At 43.9% G+C, this 21,029-nt stretch carries 18 protein-coding genes; 6 read left to right on the forward strand and 12 right to left on the reverse strand.

Features of this window, described 5'->3' with window-relative positions:
- The first annotated feature begins 3 nt into the window (after nucleotides 1-3).
- Together QY309_00920 and floA are read left to right on the forward strand one after the other, a co-directional pair.
- Nucleotides 4-468 (forward strand): NfeD family protein, encoded by a 465-nt coding sequence (locus tag QY309_00920; protein ID WKZ60050.1) that lies wholly within the window; start codon nucleotides 4-6, stop codon nucleotides 466-468.
- A 12-nt stretch (nucleotides 469-480) separates the two neighbouring features.
- Nucleotides 481-1,485, forward strand: a complete 1,005-nt coding sequence (floA, locus tag QY309_00925) for a flotillin-like protein FloA (GenBank protein ID WKZ60051.1) — start codon at nucleotides 481-483, stop codon at nucleotides 1,483-1,485.
- 64 nt (nucleotides 1,486-1,549) lie between these two features.
- Here floA and QY309_00930 read toward each other — a convergent pair whose 3' ends face one another.
- Nucleotides 1,550-3,667 carry a WG repeat-containing protein gene (locus QY309_00930; protein ID WKZ60052.1) on the reverse strand — a complete coding sequence of 706 codons (2,118 nt, stop codon included), beginning with the start codon at nucleotides 3,665-3,667 and terminating at the stop codon, nucleotides 1,550-1,552.
- A gap of 115 nt (nucleotides 3,668-3,782) precedes the next feature.
- Between QY309_00930 and QY309_00935 the strand changes: the two genes are divergently transcribed.
- Nucleotides 3,783-6,242 (forward strand): outer membrane beta-barrel family protein, encoded by a 2,460-nt coding sequence (locus QY309_00935; GenBank protein WKZ60053.1) that lies wholly within the window; start codon nucleotides 3,783-3,785, stop codon nucleotides 6,240-6,242.
- Here QY309_00935 and QY309_00940 read toward each other — a convergent pair.
- Genes QY309_00940 through QY309_00950 form a run of 3 tightly spaced genes read right to left on the reverse strand, consistent with a single transcriptional unit; the run spans nucleotide 6,239 to nucleotide 8,532 of the window.
- Complete coding sequence (locus QY309_00940) at nucleotides 6,239-6,859, reverse strand: nucleotidyltransferase family protein (GenBank protein ID WKZ60054.1); 621 nt, start codon at nucleotides 6,857-6,859, stop codon at nucleotides 6,239-6,241. The genes QY309_00935 and QY309_00940 overlap by 4 nt on opposite strands.
- The gene (locus QY309_00945; GenBank protein WKZ60055.1) at nucleotides 6,856-7,362 is read right to left on the reverse strand and encodes a nuclear transport factor 2 family protein; all 507 of its coding nucleotides are present in this window, start codon (nucleotides 7,360-7,362) and stop codon (nucleotides 6,856-6,858) included. Before QY309_00945 ends, QY309_00940 begins: the two co-directional genes overlap by 4 nt.
- A gap of 12 nt (nucleotides 7,363-7,374) precedes the next feature.
- Nucleotides 7,375-8,532 (reverse strand): XdhC family protein, encoded by a 1,158-nt coding sequence (locus tag QY309_00950; GenBank protein WKZ60056.1) that lies wholly within the window; start codon nucleotides 8,530-8,532, stop codon nucleotides 7,375-7,377.
- 123 nt (nucleotides 8,533-8,655) lie between these two features.
- Here QY309_00950 and QY309_00955 point away from each other — a divergent pair, with 123 nt between their 5' ends.
- Nucleotides 8,656-11,262, forward strand: a complete 2,607-nt coding sequence (locus QY309_00955) for a S8 family serine peptidase (GenBank protein ID WKZ60057.1) — start codon at nucleotides 8,656-8,658, stop codon at nucleotides 11,260-11,262.
- A gap of 51 nt (nucleotides 11,263-11,313) precedes the next feature.
- Here QY309_00955 and QY309_00960 read toward each other — a convergent pair whose 3' ends face one another.
- The 7 genes from QY309_00960 to QY309_00990 form a co-directional block, all read right to left on the reverse strand.
- Nucleotides 11,314-12,108, reverse strand: coding sequence for a M57 family metalloprotease (locus QY309_00960; protein WKZ60058.1), 795 nt, complete (start codon nucleotides 12,106-12,108; stop codon nucleotides 11,314-11,316).
- Between the two features lie 195 nt (nucleotides 12,109-12,303).
- Nucleotides 12,304-14,505, reverse strand: a complete 2,202-nt coding sequence (locus QY309_00965; GenBank protein WKZ60059.1) for a molybdopterin-dependent oxidoreductase — start codon at nucleotides 14,503-14,505, stop codon at nucleotides 12,304-12,306.
- A 34-nt stretch (nucleotides 14,506-14,539) separates the two neighbouring features.
- Nucleotides 14,540-14,998, reverse strand: coding sequence for a (2Fe-2S)-binding protein (locus QY309_00970; protein ID WKZ60060.1), 459 nt, complete (start codon nucleotides 14,996-14,998; stop codon nucleotides 14,540-14,542).
- A gap of 133 nt (nucleotides 14,999-15,131) precedes the next feature.
- Nucleotides 15,132-15,914 (reverse strand): hypothetical protein, encoded by a 783-nt coding sequence (locus QY309_00975; protein ID WKZ60061.1) that lies wholly within the window; start codon nucleotides 15,912-15,914, stop codon nucleotides 15,132-15,134.
- Nucleotides 15,899-16,285 carry a cytochrome c gene (locus QY309_00980; GenBank protein ID WKZ60062.1) on the reverse strand — a complete coding sequence of 129 codons (387 nt, stop codon included), beginning with the start codon at nucleotides 16,283-16,285 and terminating at the stop codon, nucleotides 15,899-15,901. The genes QY309_00975 and QY309_00980 overlap by 16 nt, the downstream gene beginning before the upstream one ends.
- Before the next feature lie 64 nt (nucleotides 16,286-16,349).
- Nucleotides 16,350-16,994, reverse strand: coding sequence for an SCO family protein (locus tag QY309_00985; protein ID WKZ60063.1), 645 nt, complete (start codon nucleotides 16,992-16,994; stop codon nucleotides 16,350-16,352).
- A gap of 78 nt (nucleotides 16,995-17,072) precedes the next feature.
- Nucleotides 17,073-17,879 (reverse strand): MOSC domain-containing protein, encoded by an 807-nt coding sequence (locus tag QY309_00990; protein ID WKZ60064.1) that lies wholly within the window; start codon nucleotides 17,877-17,879, stop codon nucleotides 17,073-17,075.
- Between the two features lie 50 nt (nucleotides 17,880-17,929).
- Between QY309_00990 and QY309_00995 the strand changes: the two genes are divergently transcribed.
- Together QY309_00995 and msrB are read left to right on the forward strand one after the other, a co-directional pair.
- Nucleotides 17,930-18,610: a Crp/Fnr family transcriptional regulator gene (locus tag QY309_00995; GenBank protein WKZ60065.1), complete on the forward strand. Its 681-nt coding sequence runs from the start codon at nucleotides 17,930-17,932 to the stop codon at nucleotides 18,608-18,610.
- A gap of 148 nt (nucleotides 18,611-18,758) precedes the next feature.
- Nucleotides 18,759-19,199 carry a peptide-methionine (R)-S-oxide reductase MsrB gene (msrB, locus tag QY309_01000; GenBank protein WKZ60066.1) on the forward strand — a complete coding sequence of 147 codons (441 nt, stop codon included), beginning with the start codon at nucleotides 18,759-18,761 and terminating at the stop codon, nucleotides 19,197-19,199.
- A 140-nt stretch (nucleotides 19,200-19,339) separates the two neighbouring features.
- Here the strand turns inward: msrB and glgP are convergent, their stop codons facing one another.
- A complete protein-coding gene (gene glgP, locus QY309_01005) occupies nucleotides 19,340-20,989 on the reverse strand; it encodes an alpha-glucan family phosphorylase (protein ID WKZ60067.1) in 1,650 nt (549 codons plus the stop codon).
- Between the last annotated feature and the right edge of the window lie 40 nt (nucleotides 20,990-21,029).

Below are 21,029 nucleotides of genomic sequence, written 5' to 3' on the forward strand. Positions count from 1 at the left end.
ATCATGTGGTTAGCCATTGCTGCCTTAATTCTGGCAGGTGTTGTACTGATAATTGTTGAAGTGGTGTTTATACCGGGTACCACCGTGGTTGGGTTATTGGGATTGGCGTTTACCGTTATTGGCGTGGTGGTGAGTTATGGTGAATTTGGCCGTGAAGGTGGATCGTATGTGCTGTTGGGTACCGGCTTGTTTCTCGCGGCAGCCTTATACTATAGTTTTCGAAAAGGAGCCTGGAAAAAATTTTCACTTAAAACCAGCATTGACAGTAGGGTAAATGAAGGCGCTAATGCCGATTTGAAAGTGGGAATGGAGGGCGTAGCCGTATCGGCTTTGCGGCCCATGGGCACAGCCGAATTCGAGGGTAAAATGGTTGAAGTTAAAACCTCGGGCGATTATCTTGCGGCAGGTACAGCCGTGAAAGTTGTTCACGTTCAACCCAACGATATTTTAGTAGAACCCGTTACTTAAACATAAATCAATATGGCAGAACTGAGTGGTACCATGCTCCTTATAGTTGTTTTTGCATCTATAATTCTATTTTTTGTTTTCCTTTACTTCGTACCAATCAACCTCTGGATTACCGCACTCTTCAGCGGTGTTCGCGTGGGTTTGTTCGAACTGGTATTCATGCGCATTCGTAAAGTTCCGCCACGCGTTATTGTTGAGTCGTTAATTACGGCAACAAAGGCAGGTTTAAAGCTGACTTCCACCGAACTGGAAACGCACTACTTGGCCGGTGGTAATGTACCCAATGTAATTCGTGCACTTATCTCCGCAGAAAAAGCAAACATTCACCTTGATTTTAAACAAGCTACTGCGATTGACCTCGCTGGTCGCGATGTGTTTCAGGCCGTACAAATTTCGGTAAATCCAAAAGTGATTACTACACCTAAGGTGGCTGCGGTTGCCGCTGATGGTATTCAGCTTATCGCCATTGCGCGGGTAACGGTGCGGGCAGCTATACAGCAGTTGGTTGGTGGTGCCGGTGAAGATACCATTCTTGCCCGTGTGGGAGAAGGTATTGTTACCGCCATTGGTTCAGCAAAATCGCACAAAGAAGTATTGGAGAACCCGGATAAAATTTCAAAAGTTGTGTTGTCACGCGGTTTGGATGCCGGTACAGCGTTTCAGATTCTTTCCATTGATATTGCCGATGTAGATGTTGGCGCAAACATTGGTGCCAAACTGCAAATCGATCAGGCATCAGCCGATTTAAAAGTGGCGGAAGCAAAAGCGGAAGAGCGCAGAGCGATGGCGGTAGCAGAAGAACAGGAAATGAAAGCAAAGGCACAGGAGGCACGGGCCAAAGTAATTTTAGCTGAAGCGGAAATTCCTAAAGCCATTGCGGAATCCTTTGTAAAAGGAAACCTGGGCGTAATGGATTATTACCGCATGCAAAACATTCAGGCTGATACAGGCATGCGCCAATCGATTTCTGATTCCGGAAAAGGATCAGGTCCGAGCAATGCTCCGAAGAAAGATTGATTTGAATAAATCTGTATATAAAAAATGCCGGGCAATGTCCGGCATTTTTATTTGAATCCTTATTTCAAAATTTCAATTCCTGAAATTCATTTTTCTTAAGCGCCAGGTAGAGCTGCCGATTTTTTTCAAACAACAACTTATCATATTGAATAGGAATGGTACTGATGCCCTGCAAAGTTACCAATCCAAATTTTTCATGTTGCTTTACGATTGCATAACCGTTGTTCAGGTCTTCAACGGATTCATATTTCGGTTGCAGTAAGATATTGCCACCATCATCAGCCAAACCGATCTGATCTCCGATGAAAATTTTTATACGACCATTCTCCTGAAGTTCTATTTTATTATAGCGTACATCCAGTGCAATTTTTCCATTACTGTAGATGAGTCCGTATTTGCCATTTTGCTTAACCACCGCGTAACCTTTATTAAAGGGGTAGACTTCTTCATAAACGGGCTGTACCACAATTTTATCTTCTTTGTTCAGGTATCCCCACTTTCCCCTGATTTTTACTGCAGCCAGTCCTTCGCTGAAAGGTTGAATGCCCTCATACCGGTTGGCAATGCGTAAACGCCCCTGGTCATCAATAAATCCATAACGTCCGTTTTTCTTAAGCCCGCGATACCCTTCGCTTGACGGATAAATTTCCTCTGAGCGCTCACTATGAGGTTGTTCCCGATGAATAATTTGTCCATCAAAGTTGATCGTCCATTTTCCGCCTGATGAAATGGTTTCGAATAGCTTATCATCCTGAATGGTAAGTGGGTTGGTGGTGAAATAGATAATTTCTCCGGTGATTGATTTTAGGAAGGTAATGTTGCCCGACTTTTCAAAATATCGCTCAGCATTTAACAATGAGATTGGATTGGGCTGTGGGGTAACAACCCATCGTTCATCGGTATCCATAATTCCATACTGACCTCTGAACTTTACGGCTACCAGGTTTTGATTCGTTCCTGAAATACTATCAAACACACATGCGATTATTTCTTGACCGTATAAATTCACGCCACCATAGAAACCATTCTTCCGAACGGGAAAAAATGTTCCGTTAAATTTATCTATCTGTTCGTAGGCTTTGGTTGTCAGTGCCTTTCCGTTTTTATCAAACAGAATCCACCATTGTTTTCCCGGAAGGTGTTTCGAAGCGAGAAAGTGATCATCATCCATAATAATTTGATCGTATTCGGCAGGAAGTATTATAGTTCCATCACGATTGAGTACGCCCCATCTTTCTCCTACACTGAAAAGCGTTTGATCATTTTGAAATTGATTTAGACGCGTGAAATAAGTTTGTGCTATCGGGGCAAACTGTGTGTTCCACAACTGGCTACCAAAAGCATTGGTCATTTTCAACCTGTCATTTCCGAGGGGCAACAATGAGTCGGCTTCAATTTCACGAATGAGTTTATTTTGTGCATCAAGAATTTTCCATGTATCGGGTAAGCGTGCTTTTACCGTTTTGTTTTCAATTGTTATTTCACGAAACACGGGTTCTTTCAGGATGTTTCCATCGCGGTTAATCAAACCTTGCTTTCCATCCTGATAGATAATGGCGATATTATTATTGAGTTGCGACAGGCTGTCGATGGAAAAAGGTGTTACCTGTCTTCCGTTTTCCGTGAACAAGGCGGTTTTGTTTTCACGATTTTGTACGGCATATCGCAAACTGCCGAGCGGATAAATGTTTTTATAGACTTGCGGAATGAGCAATTTGTTTTCAAGGTCAATCAAGCCATAGCGAAATTGATTTTCGTGTAGGGTATAAACGATGGCACGAAGTCCAGCGATTCTTAAACCTGCATACTCCAATGGTATGATTACCTTGCCTTTTGTATCCAGGCAGCCTGTGGTAATTCTGAACGACAATGGTGAGCGCCTGGTAACAATCAATAAGTTGTTTTTGGCAGGCAGTAAAGAAAAGTATTCCGGATCTGTTATTCGCTTATTTGTTATGCTGATGATGCCCCATTGGTCGCCAAGTTTGTAGCCTGTTACCTGGTTGATAACGGTGAACGTTTCATTGCTCCACCCAACGGCATCGTAAATTGCTGGAATAAGAATCTCTTCTTTTTCATTTTTTACGCCAAACTTTCCGCCCTCTTCAAATTTTTTGTAAGACTCCGCATATGCCGAAGCGGATGTTGCGAGCACCAAAATCACCAAAAGAAAATTCTTCATCGGTCCCAAATATAGTATTTGGTATCAAACACTTAATGGAGGTATAGTGCCGCTTATCAGAAAGTGAAAAACCATTTATGTTCCGGCAGTGTTAAAAGGTATCTTTGCAGTTCAAATGAAGAAAAACCTGTTTATATTAACCTTTGTGACGGCCTTAGGCTTTGTTACCAGTGCATGGAGTCAAAGCATCAGCATCAAGGGTCGCATTTTAGATAAAGAAACATCAGAGCCTATTCCCTTTGCCACGTTTTCGTTGTACTCGGCTGACTCATCGCTGATTACCGGAGGAATAGCCGATATGAATGGTGCATTTGAAGTTAGCACGAAGCCGGGGTCTTACTATGGTTTAGTTCAGGTGGTATCCTATCGAAACCAGTTTGTTCCTTTGCGGCAGTATTCACAAGCGGTAACTGACCTGGGTAAAATAGAACTGGTTGCTAATGTTCAAACCTTAAACGAAGTAGTGGTGAGCGCGGAACGATCACTCATGCAGATGGATCTGGATAAGCGCATTTTCAATGTTTCTGAAGATTTGAGTAATGTTGGGCGAAATGCAGTTGAAATTCTGGATAACCTTCCTTCTATTGTTGTCGATCAGGATGGAGGGGTTTCGCTGCGCGGTAGTCAGAATGTGCGGATACTTATTGACGGCAAGCCTTCCGGGTTAGCGGGCATCTCCAGTACCGATGCGTTACAGGCTCTCCAAGGAAGCATGATTGAACGCATTGAAGTCGTGACCAATCCGTCAGTGCGGTATGAAGCTGAGGGAAATGCCGGCATCATCAACATCATCTTAAAGAAAGAACGTCAGGATGGACTGAATGCGGTGATTGAAGGAACCATTGCACACCCGCTTAATACAGGAATCAGCACCACCATGAATTTCAGAAAGAAGAAAATGAATTACTTTCTGAACTACAGTTCCAATTACCGTGAGCGCCCCGGACGTGCAAGCCTTTATCAGGAATTCACACCAAACGATACAACGTATTTCACGCGCTCAACCCGTGATTTTCTTCGAACAGGGTGGTCGCATAATTTTCGGGCAGGAACCGACATCATGATCAACGACAAGAATACATTCACAGCTGCTTTTCTGGTGAATGTTGGCGATAACATGAACCTTACCGATATCACCTACCGCGATTATGATTTATTCGATGAACTAGGCCGGGAATTTGTTCGAAATGATCGCGAAGCTGAGGATGAAAAAAACATGGAATATACCCTCAGCTATGAGAAGTTGTTTGATCAGGAAGGAAGGAAGCTTACGTTCTACGGTCAATACCGGAATAATGCGGAAACCGAAAAATCATCCATTAGGCAACGCGTTATTTTAAATCTCTATCCAGATGGAGAATTAGAGAACCCTCAGCGCTCTTATAACAAAGAGTCGGAACAAAATACACTGTTGCAATTGGATTACATTCATCCGTTTAATGGCGGAAAAGGAAAGTTTGAAACAGGATATCGCGGAACGATTAGGGAAATCAATACGGATTATTTGATAGAGGAATTCATCAATGATAGTGAGTGGGTAAACTTTGGGAACTTCTCAAATACCTTTCAATATGATGAGAATATTCAGGCGCTGTATGTATTGATGGGGAATCATGTTGGTAAAATTTCTTACGAGTTAGGATTGCGCATGGAATATACCGACATACGGACTGAGTTATCGAACTTCTCAGAATTGATTGGTGGGAATGAACCTGTTAATAACAAGTCGTACGCAAATTTCTTTCCCAGCATTCACGCCAATTATCACATCAACAATAACAATTCAGTTCAGGTAAGTTATAGCCGCAGGGTGAGTCGTCCGGGCTTTTGGTCACTGAATCCGTTCTCTTCATTCTCCGATGCACGAAATATCCGAATCGGTAATCCGGATCTTGATCCTGAATTCACCGATTCGTATGAAACCGGATATCTAGCGAATGGTGATACGTATTCTTTTTACGGTGGAATTTATTACCGCTATACAACAGATGTCACTGAGCGTATTACAGTTACTCGTCCACCGATTCGTGATACAACATTTATTATACCCACTAACCTGGGCGTGGAACAATTTTATGGATTTGAATTTAATGTTAGTAAGGATTTCACAAAATGGTGGACCATTAATGGCAATGCAAATTTTTTCAGGGCTATTACTGAGGGTGAGTACGAGGGAGAATCATTTGATCGGGACACATATACCTGGAATTCACGGGTGAGTAACCGGTTTACCTTGGGTAAGCGAACCAATTTGCAGGCAACTGTTTTTTACCGTGCGCCACAGCAAACTACTCAGGGGCGCAGAGAAGCATTCTACACCCTTGATCTCGGGTTCACTAAGGACATCTGGAAGAATAAGGCGACCTTCTCGCTTAATGTTCGTGATGTGTTTAATACCCGCATCTTCCGATCCGTTAATGAAGGTGACGACTTTTATTTCCGTAACCGGTTCCAACGTGCTTTCACCACCATTACCGCTAGTCTGGTGTTTAGAATAAATCAGAGGCAGTTTGGTGAAAAGGAAGAGGAAGGTGATGGCGAACGCAATGGCTTTGATCAGGATTTTGATAACTAACGCGTAAGCCTGGCGTAGTCTGAAGGTGTATCGATATCTATTTCACCTGACGGAAACTTAATTTCAACAATGCTTCCGGCATGTTTTTCCAATATCTTTTTAGCGCCTTGGTCATCTTTTAGTTCGAGCAATTCCGCAAACATACTTTTGTCAAATAGAGCGGGTACTCCGGTTGTAGAAGCATAAGCGGATGCAACGATTGTCGCCTTGGAAGTTCTGTGCGTTGTAATGAGCAAATTCAAATGCTCGGCTGTTAAATAAGGCTGATCACAAACCAGAATGACTATGGCTTGTGTATCGCCACGTGTTTTTAAAATGTGTGATACACCTGCTTTGATGGAACTGCCCATTCCGTTTTGCCAGTCAACATGATGCAGCACATCAATGTTCAAGTCCTGAATGACTTCCTGGTGTTGTTCGAAATTATGCCCAAGTACAACCGTAACGTGTTGCGAATCAGTTTCAAGTGCGGTTAAAACTGTTTTTCGTAACAAGGGTACACCATTTACCTTGATAAGTTGTTTGGATTGCCCTAAGCGGGAGGAGGAGCCTGCCGCCAGGATAAGCATGATGATTTTATCCGCATGCTTTTGCTGAAGTTCATTCCCTGAACTCATTCCAGCGGTTTGGCTGCCTGAAACATTTCTTCCGTAATGGTTCCACCCAGATTAGAGTCCGAGTCGACCAGAATTTTCCAAATACCATTTTCTTTTCGAAGAGTAACGTGAAACTGGCCATAGCCAATTCGTTTTTCTCCAGTTGCGCTAACTGATTCATTTTTGAAGTACCCTACTTCGTATGCCAGGTTTCCATTGCTGATTCTTTCTGTGAAGCGAAGCTCAAAAGTATAATCTATTTTATTCTTAGCTAACGACTCTTTCCATCCCGGCCAACCCGCTTCCATATTTTTTTGATACTCGGTGAGGTCGAGAATTTTTCCTGAATTTCGCTCCGCTCTTACCAGATCGGTTGAGTGCAGGGAGGCAAATGTGGCCACATCCTGATTCATGATGGCTTTGGTAAACGGTTTCCAAACCTGTTCGTTGATTTCCTGTTGTGGTGTTTGGGCAAACACAGTTGTTGTAAGCCCCACCAGGCACAGGTATATTAGTTTCTTCATGCGTGTAAATTTTTATCCGTTAACGGATTTATTCTCGGTTTCGTTGTGAAGGTATACCTGTTTGAAAACCTGATCACCTTTTCGTTCATGAATGGGTCCGCTTCTGTATTTCAGGAACCCGCCCGAACGATTGGCAAACTTGCTTTGGATTTCTGCAAGGATGGATAACGCAATTTCGTCTGGTGTTTCTGCACCTATGTCCAGGCCAATGGGGGAGTGAATTCGTTGGAGGTCTTCAGGAGTTAAGACAATATTTTGTGTCTCAAACTCTGCTACCATCTTATCAAATCGCTTACGCGGCCCGAGTATGCCAATATACGGTGTAGTTGTTTGGATAAGTTTCTTCAATACATCCCGGTCGTACTCATAATTGTGTGACATAAGCACGCAAGCGGTGTGAGGGGTAATCACAAAATCCCGATCGATAAATTCGCGTTGGCAAAGTGATAGTTTATCAGCTGATGGGAAAAAGACTGGAGCAATGTGCGACACACATTCATCGGTTACCTGAACATCCCAACCCAGCGATTTAGCCAGTGTACTGACTGGTCGTGCGTCAAAACCTCCACCAAAAATGATAAGGGAAACAACGGGTTGAATCAACTCAATAAAAATTTCTTCACCAAGAATGGTTTTGGTTTCACTGCGGTGATGCGTGAAAACCGCAGTCAATGCCTGAAGCACCGATGAGTTTAATTGGCTATCAGAAAATTCGGATTGAGGTTGAAGATGATGATCTAATAAAAATTTTTCTCCCGCAAATTCTCCACGAACTCGTGTGGCCAATGCCACCGGCTCGTTTTGGGTTACGATTTTTTGAATCAATGAAATTGTATCTGATCCTTCGTAAACCGGTTCAATCAGCACATCAATCACCCCGTTACACCCCAACCCGATTCCGAGGTTTTGGTTGCTTTCTTCCCGCGTATCGTAGGTGATGGTCATGGCTTTATTGTCCGTCATCACCTGGCGTGCTTTTCGAAGGGCATCCCCTTCCAAGCATCCACCACTGATGGAGCCCACCCATTTTCCATCATCGGTAATGAGCATGCGCGCCCCGGGACTTCGGTACGAGGAGCCCCTGACATTTACCACGGTAGCCAAGGCCGCCTTGCGTTGCGAAAAATCAACGTTGTTGAATGTAGCCAGTATGGTTTTGAGTTCCTTCATAATACCGATCGGTGAATGTACTAATGAATCAAAAAATATCCTATGCCGATTCCACCATCGGGGAATGATGCCAAAGTGTTACTTTGCATAGGGTGAATTTCAGGGTGAATATTTTTCAGTAGCATGTGGCGGGTTAAGATCCTTTTCTGTTTTATGCTGGTCGTGGTGATGCGGGCTTTTGGTCAGAACGTGCCCGCTATGGATACCTTACCGGCCAAGGTTGGCCCGTTGAAACTGGAGAAAAGTAATGGGTTTAGTGTAACCGTATACACTGATAATCAGGAGTTGTTTACACAATGGTTGGCAACACATTCAATGCATTATAAGAAAGTTTCCGACCACTATTTCCTGGTTTCCAACCTCAATAATCAAAAGCTCGACCTATTAAAGAAAGTACCGGGTGTGAAGTTTATTGACCGCGGAATCCGAAAAGCAAAGGAGGAAGTTGTGTTGGGTGATTTCGATCTTTCTGTAAATGGAATAACAGCAGTACATGCCTTATTTCCCGATGCTGCCGGTAGTGGGTCGCTGGTTTCCATTAAAGAAAAACCATTCGATCAACAGGATATCGATTTAAAAGGACGTATTGTGCTGAATGATCAGTTTGACGAAGCCTCTACTTTTCATGCTACGTTTATGGCTACTATAGCAGTCGGGGCGGGCAACACCTCTCCGTTTGCCAAAGGGGTAGCGTGGCAAGCAAGCGTAACCACTTCCGATTTTGATCAGTTGCTGCCGGATGATGGAGACGAACTTACACAGGCTGGCGTCTCTGTTCAAAATCATTCTTATGGTGTAGGGCTTGAAAATTATTATGGAATAGAATCGAGTGCCTATGATCAGGCTGGCATTACCCATCCGGAAATTCTCCACGTTTTTTCTTCGGGAAACAGGGGAACTGATACTCCGGTGGAGGGGGCATATAACGGTGTAAGTGGATTTGCCAATCTTACCGGGCAGTTCAAGGTTGCCAAAAATGTACTTACGGTGGGTTCGGCCGATCGTTTTGGAAATTATGTTTCGTTAAGTTCAAAAGGTCCGGCCCATGATGGACGGGTAAAACCCGAGCTGATTGCTTTTGGTGATGCCGGTTCGTCTGAAGCTGCTGCTGTAGTTTCCGGTGCGGCTTTGGTGATTCAGGATGCGTATAAACAAAAATTCGGAGTACTTCCGGATGCTTCTCTGGTAAAGGCAGTATTGATTAATAGCGCCCGCGATGTGGGCAGGCCGCAGGTGGATTTTGAAACAGGCTTTGGAAATGTAGATGCTTTGAATGCGATTCGTACAATTGAAACTGAAAATTTTTTTCTGGATGAAGTTGGGGATGAGGATTCTAAGCTTTTTTCGATAGTTGTTCCGGCACAAGCCGAAGAACTGAAAGTAACCGTGGCGTGGAATGATCTCCCCGCTGATCCATTTTCTGAAAAAGCCTTGGTTAACGATTTGGACCTAACAATCAGAAATATTACGGCAAATGAAATTTGGGAGCCATGGGTATTAAACAGTGCTCCAACTGTCACGAACTTGCAAAGTCTGGCGCAACGAGGAAAAGATCGACTGAATAATGTGGAGCAGATTACCGTGTCATTTCCTTCAGAAGGGGAGTATGAAATTAGGATACATGGTTATGAAGTGCAGAATACACAACCGTTCAGCATCGCGTATGAAATCAATTCCGGATTTGAGTGGCGTTATCCATTTACCACTGACCCGCTTCAAACCGATGTTGCTAATTTTATCCGTTGGCGTTGGTATGGTTCTGCTGAAACAGGCCTGTTGCAATACCAATCCGTTAATGACGTTTCCTGGCAAACCATAGGTAATGTTGACTTAACCGATCAGGCTTTTGAATGGAATACTCCGCCTGTTATTGGTTTGTATCGCCTTCGGATGGTTGTTGGAGCGAATTATTTTGATTCTGAAATTTTTTCGATTTCAAAACCCGACCGGCTTTCAGTCGGGTTTAATTGTGAGGAGGCAGTAATGTTCACCTGGAATCGTGAAGAAGCAGCCGATGAATATCGGCTTTATGAGGTTGGTGAAAAGTACCTGGAGCCGATTCTTACTACAACGGATACATTTGCAATTTTTCAGAAATCGGAATTAGAAACGGCTTACTTTACCGTAGCGCCTGTGTTTGGTGCGGTGGAAGGAAGTCGCGAGTTTACGATTGATTATAATACCCAGGGAACCGGTTGTTATTTCCGGTCGTTTGTTGCCCGCAATTACGTGGTGAATGAAAAGGCTGAATTTGACGTGTCACTTGGAACAACCTTTAATCTGCAATCGGTCGTGTTGGAGCGATTGAACGGATCAACGTTTGAACCGGTGCAATCCCTAACGGTACTTGAATCCAACAATTTTTTACTGACAGATGCTTCGCCTCGGGCTGGCATTAACATTTATCGTGCAAGACTGGTCACGACTGCTCAAGAAAATATTCTCAGCGAAGAGGAAGAAATCTTATTTGTTCGTCCTGCCGATTTATATGTGTTTCCAAACCTATTAAACAAGCAGGATGTACTGAGTGTGATCAGTAACGATCAGGGAACTGTGCAAGCCGAATTGATTGATCCTTTGGGAAAAGTGGTTCTGCGGCAGGAGATTTCAGGGGATGTGAAGGTGTTGGATATTTCCGAAGTGCGTTCGATTCAGACCGGCATTTATATTTTAAAAATCAAACTTGATACTGGTACTTTCTTAACCTCACGGGTAGTGATCACCGAATAAAAAAAATGCCGGAGTGAGCCCCGGCATTTATTTGCGTGAGATATTAAAATCTTAATACAAGTAATCTAAGGCAACTCTATCGTTGTTGTTAAACGGACGGTCGGTTGTGCTGCTCAAGCAAGCCAACATCCATGAACCTGAATCAGGACCTGTAGGAGTGCCTGGAATATGAATGGCACCCACGCCTGAAGTTGCCTGGCCTTCGTTACCACCTGATCCACAGCTATAGGCGCGGTTCATGTAATCGGTATGACGGAAACCAATGCAATGCCCGATTTCGTGGGCGATAACAGTCGTTACAAATCCAAGTGAGTAGTTGGTATAGTTGCGAGCATAACTAACTGTGTTATAAGGATTGCCATTGCTTGGAAAACCTGCAGAAGCAATGTATTGGTTGGTGTTTACAACCCTGATATTAATATTTCCGCCACCGGATGAACCTCCGCGCACAAAGGTAATTCCAAGGTTTTGGGCATTGTACCGGGCAATGGCAGCATTTATACCATCAGAGAGTCGCTGAGTAATGTTACGTCCGCTGGTGGTAACAACAATTGTTCTGGGTAAGCCAGTAACCAGATTAAAAGTGCGATACTGTTCAACTTCCGCGATGCGCAAGTCTTTATGATCATGGTTGCCTGTCAAATCATGATCGTGGAGAATAATGTCACCTTCTACCAGGTAGCCGCCATCGGTACGTTGTACATTTTCTGTACTGAAGCCCATGGCGCTGATTTTGGATAACGTGGCTTCGCTAACCAGTTCTTGTTGAGGTGCCTCATTCAGTTCACATGAAACGAGGATCACGGCCCCAAATATGGTGGCCAATGCTAAGAGTTTTTTCTTCATAGGTTTTAATGGTTTTAGGTGCAGTGAAGATAAACTTTTTACCGAATGAAAAAATACACTCAGGTTAATAGACAATAAAAAATTTTGAGTCTATCGCAAAAGGCAAAACAAAATGAAGGTTTTGTAAAACCGATTGAGGTATTTCCAGGAAATAAATTCCTTTTATAGGTATTTATTTCCTGGGAGTTAATCCTATTACATAGGTGTGATGGCCAGTTCTGATTTGGCGAAAGGTTGTGTAGTTAAGCGCTTACCGGTTGCCGCATATAATGCATTGGCTAGTGCAGCGCCTGCCGGGGGTAAGCCCGGTTCGCCTAACCCGGTTGGGTCTATGCCATTATCTACAAAGAAGCATTCAACTTCAAGCGGAGCTTCACTGTTCCGGATCAATCGATAGTTATGGAAGTTGGTTTGGTCGGGCTTTCCATCTTTGAAAGTCATTTCGCTGTATAAGGTGTGTCCAATACCATCTACAATGCCGCCCTCCAATTGGTTTTTAGCTCCTTCCGGATTAACCACAATGCCGCAATCAACAGCACACCACACTTTCTGAACAACGGGCTTGGAATTTTTCACCACCACATCCATCACCTGAGCCACATAGCTGTTATGGCAGAAGTAGGCCGATACACCCCGATGCACACCCTCTTTCTTTTCGCCCCAGCCTGATTTTTCTTTTACCAGTTTTAACACACCAGCATAGCGTGCAGCATCGTAATCGTTACGTTCACCAACCGGATTGGTAGCAGCACGGTCAAGTAATTCCAATCGGAAATCGATCGGGTCTTTACCCACAACTTCCGCAACTTCATCTAAAAAACTTTGTTCGGCAATCGCCATGAAGTTTGAGCGTGGTGCGCGCCACGCACCTGTACTGATGTTTGAATCGAGCGAATGATTTTCAACCAGGTAATGATCAACCGCACCAGCCGGAAAGCGATGTGCAAACACCGGACTTTCATGTATACCCGCTCCGCGAATTTTTATGCCCAATAAATTATTGTCTTTATCAATCGCTGCCTGGTACTTCACTTTGTAGGCAGGTCGGTACGTGCCCTGTGTCATGTCATCCTCGCGGGTGTACACCAGTTTAACCGGTGCGTTTACATGTTTGGAAATCACCGCAGCCTCAACACCAAAATGTCCGTACAGCCTGCGACCGAAACCACCTCCCTGACGAGTCATGCCAACGGTGACTTTATCTTCAGGTAAACCCAGTACAGCTGCAGTAGTTGTTCGTAATTGTTCAGGGGTTTGAATAGGCCCCAGAAGTTCAGCACCATCGGCTGTAACGTGCGCGAAGAAGTTCATCGGCTCCATCGTGTTGTGTGCGAGGAACGGAGCAGAATAGGTGCGCTCAACAATCTTGGCTGCCTTTTTAAATATTTCATCTGGATTTCCATCTTTTCGGGCAGGCTCATCAGCTTTCTTTTCCAACAAATCCGAGAGGGCCTTGTCGTAACCTTCCGTGCTCATTAATTCCGAAGTGGCCTCCCATTCAATCTTTAAGGCTTTCTTGGCCTGTATAACATTCCATGTGTTGTCGCCCACCACAACAACAAGTTCTTTAAACGCATTTACATCCGACCACTGTGGCTCTATACCATCGGGCAAAGTGGTAATAGTGAACACATCTTTAATGCCGGGCATACTGCGTGCCGCTGAATCATCCACAGATTTCGGTCGCATGCCAAATGCTGGTGCATGTGCAATCATCGCGATCAACATGCCTTCACGTTTAATATCAAGACCGAATAAGGGCTCACCTTTAATAACTTTTTTACCGTCAACATTTTTTGTGGGCTTGCCGATGATCTTGAAATCTTTTGGATCCTTCAGTTGAACTTCTTCTGGAACTTCAACGGAAACAGCCAGTGTAGCCACATCACCAAAGCCCAGTGTTTTGCCTGATGCATTTTTAATAATTCCTTTATCAACTGTTAATTCTGAAACAGGCACTTCCCATTTTTGGGCAGCGGCTTCCATCAACATGCGTCTTGCAGTTGCTCCGGCTATGCGTAAGGTTTTCCATTCCTGCCGGATGGATTGGCTTCCACCAGCTAATTGTCGCTTATACTTTATTGTATTCAGTGGTGCTTGCTCCACTAACACATTTGCCCAATCCACATCCAATTCTTCCGCTACAATCATCGGCATGGCTGTTTTCACATTTTGTCCGATTTCCGGGTTGGGTGAATAAATAGTAACTACACCGTTATTGCCAATTTTCAGGTACGCGTTAATGTCGAACCATTCATCGGGCATGGCCAACGTTCCTTTTTCATCCGAAGGCGCACACGACATCAGCCAGTTGAAGCCGATCATCAGGCCACCACCGGCCGCTGCAGATACTTTTAAAAATGATCTTCTGTTATAATGTGTTTTAATGATTTCCATGTTGGTTGTTCTTTATGAATTAATCGGGAACAAATCACTTTAATGTTGCAGCCTTTTTTACGGCTTCGCGAATGCGCACATAGGTACCGCACCGGCAGATGTTGCCGTTCATGGCCGAGGAGATTTCTTCATCACTCGGATTCGGATTTTTCTCCAATAAGGCTGCTGCCGACATGATCTGTCCGGCCTGGCAGTAACCGCATTGCATCACATCAACTTCTTCCCAGGCTTTTTGCACGGGATGATCTCCATTCTCGGACAGGCCTTCAATGGTTACCACCTCACCATCGCCTACGGCCGAAATGGGAAGTGAACAAGACCTAACCGCATCGCCATTCAGGTGAACGGTGCAGGCACCACATTGGGCAATGCCACAGCCAAACTTGGTACCGGTTAAGCCGATGACATCGCGCAACGCCCACAGCAAGGGCATGTTCGGGTCCGCTTCAACCGTGTATTTTTTCTTGTTGATTTTTAAATTGAATGACGCCATAAGCAAAAAGTTTATGAAGTAAGGTACGAATTATCCAAGGCACCTTCCATGAATATTTTGTTAAAAGTTTTGACGGGTGAAATGTGCCCGAAATTGTATGTGAGCGGTCGTTCGGGCGTGCGGGAGGAGGGGATCAATTGGTTTCTTTCAACTGGCGCAACAGATTTTTGCACCGGTCTTTTCGCTGTTCGTCATCGGGTTCGGCCAGTGGAAGTTTAAGCGCTTTTTCCAGTGCAGCAATGGCTTTTTCTTTTTCGTCCAGATCGGCATAAACAGAAGCTTGGCCGAACAGGAACAAGATGCTGTTAGGATTTAGTGCAAGACCTTTATTAAAGTATTCGAGCGCCTTCTGTTTCGAAATTTCTTCCGGTAATCCACCAAAGAGGAGTTTACACGCCAACAACTCAATCCAGCTTAACCGCGATAATTCCAATTGCCATTTTCCAAGTACGAACCAGGCCTCTTCATAAAGTGAGTCCAATTCAATAATTTTTTTTGCTTCCGCATGAATGAGTTTGGCATCCAGTACTTTTTCGCGTGGGTTGCGCGAGATTTCTGAAAGCAATCCTAATGCTATAATATGAGCCAACCGTGCATCAGGATCATCGGGATTTAATTCAATGGCTTTTATCGCATAGCTGCGCGCCTTTTCCAAATACTTTCGTTTTTCTTCCTGTTTGTCCATAGCCAACCGCCCACCAACATTGGATAACATGCGACTGGCATGGGTATAGGCTTTCGGGTGTTTTGGATTTTCTTTGATGGCCGCTTCAAATTTTTGCAGGGCGGATTCCGTTTTAAATGCTTTCCCCAGTGCAAGACCTTCTTCAAATGCATCACCGTATTGTGCATGCACATCGATAAGTGGTGATAAAATCACCACAAAAACAATCAACAGCTTTATTCTACCGCACATGTGTTCAAAATTCTTTCAGCTTCCTTCACATCAACCAACCCGCGTTCATTATCCCAGGCATTGTAAATGTATGTGGCAATTTCCGCGATCTCTAAATCGGTTAGCGTGGGAACGCCTGGCATGGCCTGATTATACTGCACACCATTAACTGTTAATTCTCCTTGAATGCCATTGCGCATGAGACAAAGCACCTGCTCAAAGTTGTCGTTCATGTAATCAGATTGCTTGAGTGGTGGATAAAGTCTTCCCAATCCGCTTCCATCAGCCTGATGACAATTGCTGCAATGTTTGGTGTAAAGCAGTTCGCCTTGACGAAAGTAATTCGTGAATTTATTGGAGTCTCTGGTTTTAGGTTGATTGCAACTCAGCATGAAAACTAAAAGCAGGAAGCAGGAGACAATACAAAATCTAAATTCCCAAATTCGAAATCGTAAATCATTGATCATACTCCCGTCTTAATCGCTCAATGTCTTTTATCAACCGGTCAACATCTTCCTCCAGGGTGCCATCATATTTTCCACGAATTCTTCGCTCTTTATCAATCAGCAAAAAAGCACCGCTATGAATAAAACCATCGGGTTCGGTTTTGTCGACCATAGCGGTGGCGAAGTAACTCGTTTGGGCGATGTCGTAAATGTTATCTTGCTCTCCGGTAACGAAATGCCACTTGCTGCTGGAAACGCCTAAGCGATCCGCAAAATCATGAAGCAGGGCAACCGTGTCATGTTCCGGATCGATGGTGTGTGAAAGAATGGCCACATCGGGCATATCCTGGGTGGCTTCGTATACGCGAAGCATCTGTGTTTTCATAACCGGGCAAATGGTACGGCATGAAGTAAAGAAGAAATCGGCCACGTAAATTTTTCCGGCAAAGGTTTCGTTGGTCACCAGGGCGCTGTCCTGATTTACAAATTGAAAATCAGCAATGGAATGATAAACTGTATCGATCACTTTTTTGCCCTCCACTTCTTTGGCCACCACTTCGCGGTAACCGAGAATTGGGAGTTTTTCATTTTGCTTTTTAGGCGTACAATTCAGAAGCAATAAAGCAAGTGCAGATAGAATTAGAATTTTCTTCATAGCGCGATACATCTTGGCAAACACATAACAGGTTGCGCAAAGATATGGTTGAGGGGAATACCGAAAAATTTAAATGTTTTAAATGGGATAAACTGAGATAGGATCATTCACCCGAACCGTTCCGGTAGATCGGGCTACAGCATTTTGTCCAAAGAGAATCTTATTTCCCTGGTTTCGATATTGACTCAGCGTGGCGAGGGGTTCTTTGCCTTTTGTTCCGGTTTCCGGATCAACTGTAGTAAGCACGCAGCGGGCGCAGTTTTTAACACCGGTAAAGTTCATTTCACCAATCGAAAAATCCCTCCATTGATCTTCTTCGTACGGCTTGCCTCCGGTAAATACAAAGTTGGGCCGGAATCGTTTCATTGGAACGGGAGATGACAATCGCGTATTCAGGTCATCTAAAGAAGCCTGGCCGATAACCAGAAAAGGATAGGCGTCTGCCAAACTCACATGCTCATGGTTTGTAGCATAGCGTTCATCAACTGGCCGTGAGTTAGGTTCAGGAAAATAAACCAGCCGGCAATTCATGTTCAATTGATCGGAGAACCATGTGCTTACTTCAGGGCTTGGTTCGAGGGTTGTCACTTCATCGTCCCAGATGGTTGCTTTGTATTCTGTTCCGGTTGTGGCGAAAGCCGGGAATTCAATATCAGCACTATTCTTTCGATGTAGAATATGCAGTTGTTGATTGTTAAGACTTACCTGGAACAAAGCCATCTGCGGATATTCGCGTTGTGTTAAAAATCGATTGTGTTCATCCACCAGCATCCAACGCCTGTCAAACGTTAAGCCCTTATTCAACACAGTGGCTTCGTTCACACGTATCCCACTTAAGGATTTGATTGGGTAGATCCAGATTTCACTTAACCGCAATGTGCTCATGAACTTTTGCGCTGAATTTTTTGCTAACTTATCAAAAATACCAACGCGGTATGAGTAACACGGCTTCTTTATGGTATTTCGAAAGTGTTAATCTGTTTGATGTGTTGTGTCCGCACAAAACAAAAGTGATGGACCAGAAACATGAATTCAGAAGCTTTAAGAAAGATCAGTTCATTTATATTCCCAATGAGGAGGCTAGTCACCTCTACATGATTGCACAAGGTCGTGTTAAAATAGGGCATTACCTGGATGATGGACAGGAGGTGGTGAGCGCCATTTTAACTACCGGAGAAATTTTTGGTGAACTCGCTTTAGCGGGTGAGGAGAAGCGAAGAGACTTCGCGCAGGTGATGGATAACGATACGCAGATTTGTCCGTTGAGTATTGATGAATTAAAATCCTTAATGAAAGAAGACAAAGAGTTGAGTTTTCGGTTGCTGAAGTTGGTAGGCTTGCGCCTGATGCGCCTTGAACGGAAACTTGAGTTACTGGTATTTAAAGACGCGCGAACACGAATCATTGAGTTCTTAAAAGACGCTGCCTCGTGGAAAGGAAAAAAGGTGGGTTTTGAAACGATGATTCCCACAAAGCTTACCCATAAAGACATTGCCGCCCTTACGGGAACATCCCGGCAAACGGTGACAACCATTTTAAATGAGTTAAAAGAACAAAACCTGATTTATTTCGACAGGAAGAAAATTCTGATCCGCGATTTGTCTAATCTAAAATAGTAAAGCCCCTTGTTGTCATATGCACGACATCAGGGAAACTTTTAGACACGTAAATTGTTTTACCTTAGCAGACGTTATTATGAGCATGAAAAAGATTCTTTTCTTCATTAGTAGCTTAATTTTTTCCTCCTGTATGTTCGGACAAGACATGAAATCAAAGATTATTGAAAAAGAAAAGCCCGTGGTGGCTGAGCAAAAGGTTTTTAAAACGGAAGAGGAGTGGAAGAAAATCCTCACGCCTGAGCAATATCACATTTTGCGTGAAAAGGGAACTGAACGCCCCTTTACCGGAAAGTATTACAAAACCAGTGATAAGGGGGTTTACTCCTGTGCGGCCTGCAATGCCGAGTTGTTTACATCTGACATGAAATTTGATTCGGATTGCGGTTGGCCAAGTTTTGATCAGGCTATGGCTGGTGGTAAAATTAAATATGAAGTAGATACATCACATGGCTGGACACGTACTGAAATTATGTGCGCCAATTGCGGAGGACATTTAGGCCATGTGTTCGATGATGGTCCCACGATTACCGGTAAGCGCTATTGCGTGAATTCGGTGTCACTTACTTTTTACAAAGAGAAGAAGTAAAATGAAACGCGAAATTCATTAAGGCTTTGCGTTTTTCTTTGCGCTCTTTGCGACTTAGCGTGAAAAAATTAAAGAATATGCGTGATCCAGGCAATATGAGTTTCACAACGAAGCTCATCCCCATTTCAAGAGATTAAGAGCTAGCTATACATCTTCTCGTAGTACTCATCCGCCATTCGGGCTGAGTCGAAAAAGGGCACAACATCCTTCATTCCTGCTTTCATAATCTTGACCCACTTTGTCGGATTTTTATAATACATCGGGATGATTTCGTTTTCCAATAGATCGTAAAGCCGGTTGGCTTCAATTTTATCACGCTCATCCTGCGAAAGGTTATCTGCTGTGGGCTCAATGATAAAACTGTTTTTGCCGTGTTTGGCAAACTCCGGAATCCATCCATCCGGAATGGAAAAATTAATAGAGCCATTCATGGCAGCCGTCATGCCTGAAGTGCCTGATGCTTCATGATACAAGCGGGGATTATTTAACCAAACATCTGATCCACGCTTTAAGTGACCGGATAACCACAATTCATAGCCGGTAAGAATGGTACAATTTTTAAAGCCGCGAATTTTCCAATGGATTTCATTAAAGTTGTTGATGCTGTCGAAATCTTCCGGATACGGCTTGCCTGCCCAGATAATCTGAATCGGAAATTCCTTATTGGAAACTAATCGGGTAAACCGGTCGAAATCACGCAACAATAAATTGGCGCGTTTGTATTGAGCAAATCTTCTGGCCCACACCAGCGTCAGCACGTTTTCATCAAACAGTTTTCCGGTTTGGTTGGCCACCACCCGGAATAATTTTTTCTTGAGCATTTTCTTTCGCAACACCAACTTCTCGTCATCATCTTTGGCAAGCGCTTTCTCCAGCATGTAGTCACGCCAATATGTTTTGTTTTGTGCATTGGTAATGGCATCAATAGCACAAATACCGGAATAAGATCCCCACATCTTGCGCGCCACCTCACCATGTAGTTGTGAAACCCCATTGGCTTTCTTCGCCATGCGTAACGCAGAGAGTGAATAATTCAACACACCATTTTCAGGATGGATGTAGCTGTTGACTTGCTGAACGGAAAGTCCGTTGAAGAAACTCATGCGATCCAGCAACGGAATGCTGTGTTCTTCATTACCGGCTTTCTCCGGTGTGTGCGTGGTAAACACCACACGCTTTTTTACTTCATCCAGGTTTTTGTATTTATCGAGTAAATAGAAACACAACGGAAGGGAGTGCCCTTCATTCATGTGATAGATTTCCGTTTCGCGACCAAGCACTTCCAGCAGTTTAGCGCCTCCAATTCCTAGTAAAATAGATTGCGCAATACGCGTTGTTTGATTGGGATCATATAAGCGATGGGAGATGGTTTGCGCCAGGTGATCGTTCTCTGCAATATCGGTTGTGAGTAAAAACACGGGCACCGTTTTAAAAACCTCGGGTTTCAGCAGCAGGGCTTTCACATACACACGCGCGCCATGAATGGTAATGGGAAATAAAATTCCGGTATCGGTAAGAAAAGAATATTCCTTATTTCGAAAAGCCGCCCGCATGCTCTGGTCTTCGTTGCGCTCCTGATCGTAGTATCCCTTCTTCCACAATATGCCAATGCCGATCATATTTTGTTTTAACTCGTATGCACTACGCATGTGCGAGCCGGCTAAAAATCCCAATCCGCCCGAATAGATTTTTAAAGGTTGGTCGATGGCAAACTCCATAGAGAAATACGCCACGGGTTTTGAATACTTCTTATTGATTTTGTAAGGAAACAGACTGTTCAGGTCAAACATAGGTTGAATAGTAAAGGTGCGAAGCTACTAAATCAACCGC

The organism is Cyclobacteriaceae bacterium (assembly GCA_030584025.1).
Taxonomy (GTDB): domain Bacteria; phylum Bacteroidota; class Bacteroidia; order Cytophagales; family Cyclobacteriaceae; genus UBA2336.

Coding starts and splice junctions, on each gene's coding strand:
- QY309_00920 (WKZ60050.1), top strand. CDS start 4: ATGTGGTTAGCCATTGCTGCCTTAATTCTGGCAGGTGTTGTACTGATA.
- floA (WKZ60051.1), top strand. CDS start 481: ATGGCAGAACTGAGTGGTACCATGCTCCTTATAGTTGTTTTTGCATCT.
- QY309_00930 (WKZ60052.1), bottom strand. CDS start 3,667: ATGAAGAATTTTCTTTTGGTGATTTTGGTGCTCGCAACATCCGCTTCG.
- QY309_00935 (WKZ60053.1), top strand. CDS start 3,783: ATGAAGAAAAACCTGTTTATATTAACCTTTGTGACGGCCTTAGGCTTT.
- QY309_00940 (WKZ60054.1), bottom strand. CDS start 6,859: ATGAGTTCAGGGAATGAACTTCAGCAAAAGCATGCGGATAAAATCATC.
- QY309_00945 (WKZ60055.1), bottom strand. CDS start 7,362: ATGAAGAAACTAATATACCTGTGCCTGGTGGGGCTTACAACAACTGTG.
- QY309_00950 (WKZ60056.1), bottom strand. CDS start 8,532: ATGAAGGAACTCAAAACCATACTGGCTACATTCAACAACGTTGATTTT.
- QY309_00955 (WKZ60057.1), top strand. CDS start 8,656: ATGTGGCGGGTTAAGATCCTTTTCTGTTTTATGCTGGTCGTGGTGATG.
- QY309_00960 (WKZ60058.1), bottom strand. CDS start 12,108: ATGAAGAAAAAACTCTTAGCATTGGCCACCATATTTGGGGCCGTGATC.
- QY309_00965 (WKZ60059.1), bottom strand. CDS start 14,505: ATGGAAATCATTAAAACACATTATAACAGAAGATCATTTTTAAAAGTA.
- QY309_00970 (WKZ60060.1), bottom strand. CDS start 14,998: ATGGCGTCATTCAATTTAAAAATCAACAAGAAAAAATACACGGTTGAA.
- QY309_00975 (WKZ60061.1), bottom strand. CDS start 15,914: ATGTGCGGTAGAATAAAGCTGTTGATTGTTTTTGTGGTGATTTTATCA.
- QY309_00980 (WKZ60062.1), bottom strand. CDS start 16,285: ATGCTGAGTTGCAATCAACCTAAAACCAGAGACTCCAATAAATTCACG.
- QY309_00985 (WKZ60063.1), bottom strand. CDS start 16,994: ATGAAGAAAATTCTAATTCTATCTGCACTTGCTTTATTGCTTCTGAAT.
- QY309_00990 (WKZ60064.1), bottom strand. CDS start 17,879: ATGAGCACATTGCGGTTAAGTGAAATCTGGATCTACCCAATCAAATCC.
- QY309_00995 (WKZ60065.1), top strand. CDS start 17,930: ATGAGTAACACGGCTTCTTTATGGTATTTCGAAAGTGTTAATCTGTTT.
- msrB (WKZ60066.1), top strand. CDS start 18,759: ATGAAATCAAAGATTATTGAAAAAGAAAAGCCCGTGGTGGCTGAGCAA.
- glgP (WKZ60067.1), bottom strand. CDS start 20,989: ATGTTTGACCTGAACAGTCTGTTTCCTTACAAAATCAATAAGAAGTAT.